The sequence below is a fragment of the Alcanivorax sp. HI0044 genome (assembly GCF_001634945.1).
In genome coordinates, this window is record NZ_LWEZ01001448.1 from 1 (window position 1) to 2,648 (window position 2,648).

At 55.8% G+C, this 2,648-nt stretch carries 2 protein-coding genes; both read left to right on the forward strand.

The genetic code is table 11. From position 1 onward, the window contains the following. Positions 1 to 224 precede the first annotated feature (224 nt). Positions 225 to 1,538, forward strand: coding sequence for a trigger factor (tig, locus tag A3730_RS21680; RefSeq protein WP_063519172.1), 1,314 nt, complete (start codon positions 225 to 227; stop codon positions 1,536 to 1,538). Positions 1,539 to 1,824: 286 nt separating this feature from the next. Continuing rightward, positions 1,825 to 2,481: an ATP-dependent Clp endopeptidase proteolytic subunit ClpP gene (clpP, locus tag A3730_RS21685; protein ID WP_082872489.1), complete on the forward strand. Its 657-nt coding sequence runs from the start codon at positions 1,825 to 1,827 to the stop codon at positions 2,479 to 2,481. The last annotated feature ends 167 nt before the right edge of the window (positions 2,482 to 2,648 follow it).

Here is a 2,648-nt window from a genome sequence, read left to right on the forward strand (position 1 = left end):
TTGTGATTCCGGCGGTCGTGGGTTCGAGCCCCATCAGTCACCCCATATTAAAAGCCTCCGGGATAGATCCCCGGAGGCTTTTTCGTATGGGCTTCAGGTGCTGCGCTATAGGCAGACTGTAGGCAGCGAAGCTCCCTTTGATTATAATCTGCGCCCTTCATTAGGCCGTCTTCGCGTTATTTCGGCGGCGGGCAGAGATAAAAGTCTTTTTTAAAGAGGATGTTATGCAGGTTTCTGTTGAAACGACTTCAGGTCTTGAGCGCCGTGTGACGGTGGGTGTACCCGCAGAAAAAGTGGATGTGGCAGTAGAAGGCAAGCTGCAGGAAGCCCAGAAAACGATCCGTCTGGACGGTTTCCGCCCGGGTAAAGTGCCCATGCGTGAAGTAAAGCGTCGCTTTGGCGGGGCCGTGCGTAACGAAGTGCTGGCTGACGTTATGCGTGAAGCCTTCATTGAAGCGGTGGAGCAGGAAAAACTGCAGCCCGCAGGCATGCCCGGTTTCGAGGCCAAGACCAACGAAGCCGGCAAGGATCTGGAGTTCGTGGCGACCTTCGAGGTGTACCCGGAGGTTGAGCTGGCCGCGTTCGATACCATCGAAGTGGAAAAGCCCCAGGCTGAAGTGACTGACGCCGACGTGGACACCATGATCGAAACCCTGCGCCAGCAGCGCGCTGAGTTTGCCGATGTGGACCGTGCCGCCGAGACCGGTGACCGCGTCAATATCGATTTCAAAGGCCTGAAAGACGGCGAAGCCTTCGAAGGCGGTACCGCCGAAGGGCAGAACCTGGAGCTGGGCTCCGGCCAGATGATCCCGGGTTTTGAAGATGGCATCGTTGGCATGAAAGCCGGTGACGAGAAAGACATCGACGTGACCTTCCCGGAAGACTATCAGTCCGAAGACCTGAAGGGGCAGGCTGTTGTGTTCCAGATCAAGGTCAACAAGGTAGAAGGCAAGGCGCTGCCGGAAGTAGACGCCGAGTTCATGAAAGGCTTTGGTGTGGACGATGGTGACGAAGCCAAGTTCAAGGCTGAAGTACGCAAGAACATGGAGCGTGAGCTCAAGAATGCCATCACCAGCAAGGTGAAAGAGCAGGCCATGGACGGGTTGGTGAACCTGCATGAGTTTGACCTGCCGGCAGCTCTGGTCACCCAGGAAATCCAGCGCATGCGTCAGCAGATGATGCAGCAGTTTGGTGGTGGTCAGCAGTTTGATCCCTCCATCTTGCCGGATGACCTGTTCAAAGAGCAGGCCGAGCGCTCTGTGCGTCTGGGCCTGGTAGTGCGTGCCATCCTCGACAAGAACGAAATCAAGGCAGATGCCGACAAGGTAAAAGCCCGCGTTGAAGAGATTGCCGAGCAGTACGAAAAGCCGGAAGAAGTGGTGAGCTGGGTCTACAGCAACCCGCAGCAGCTGCAGCAGATCGAAGGTGCGGTGCTGGAAGAGCAGGTAGTCGACCTGGTGCTGGAAAGCGCCAAGGTGGAAGAGAAAAGCATGCCTTACCAGGACGCGGTTAAGCCGCGCGAGCAAGCGGAAGGCTGATTTAAACCTTCTGTTTGACCTTCAAAACGGGGCCTTCGGGCCCCGTTTTGCGTTATTTATGCGCAATTTGCGCAAGAATTGTGCACTTAAACCCCTCTCCCGCCCACTTTTATAGACGCCCCCCAAGTGCCGTCATAAGATGCCTGAAGACCTATTTGCCTTGCTTGCCTTGTATTCCGGCCTTCTGGCCCTCAAGACAACGCAAGGTACATGCCGGTTGTTGACCTCCGGCATCAATAAACAGTTGAGAACGTCCACGGACGATCGACGAGAAGGAAAGCGCTACATGATCGACTTGAGCCGTATTAACTCGCTTACCCCGGAAATGAACCAGCTGATCAAGGATCCGACCAATCTGGGCCTGGTGCCGGTGGTGATTGAGCAGACCGCCCGTGGGGAACGTTCTTTCGATATCTACTCCCGCCTTCTGAAAGAACGGGTGATCTTCATGATCGGCCAGGTGGAAGATCACATGGCCAACCTGATCGTGGCACAGATGCTGTTCCTTGAGTCCGAGAACCCGGACAAGGATATCCACCTGTACATCAACAGCCCGGGTGGTTCGGTTACCGCTGGGATGTCCATCTACGACACCATGCAGTTCATCAAGCCGGATGTGTCCACCATGTGTGTAGGCCAGGCGGCCAGCATGGGGGCCTTCCTGCTTACCGCCGGGGCTGCCGGCAAGCGTTTTGCGCTGCCCAATGCCCGGGTGATGATTCACCAGCCGCTGGGTGGCTTCCAGGGCCAGGCGTCAGACATTGAAATCCACGCCAAGGAAATCCTGAAAATCAAAGGGCAGCTCAACAGCTTGCTGGCTCACCACACCGGCCAGCCCATCGAGCAGCTGGAAAAAGACACTGACCGTGACAACTTCATGAGTGCCGACGAAGCGAAGGAATACGGCATCATTGACGCGGTGTTGAGCCAGCGTCCTGTTTAAATAGGGCGAGTTAGTACAAAAAGTGTCCTAACGGAACGGCAGAGCAGCCCGGCGGGCTTGAAAAACACCGGGCTACCCTGCATCTTCAAAGCAAATACACAGGTTTAGAGGCAATTCGATGACCGATTCCACTGGCAAGGGCGACGACGGCAAACTGCTGTATTGCT

Coding starts and splice junctions, on each gene's coding strand:
- clpP (WP_082872489.1), top strand. CDS start 1,825: ATGATCGACTTGAGCCGTATTAACTCGCTTACCCCGGAAATGAACCAG.
- tig (WP_063519172.1), top strand. CDS start 225: ATGCAGGTTTCTGTTGAAACGACTTCAGGTCTTGAGCGCCGTGTGACG.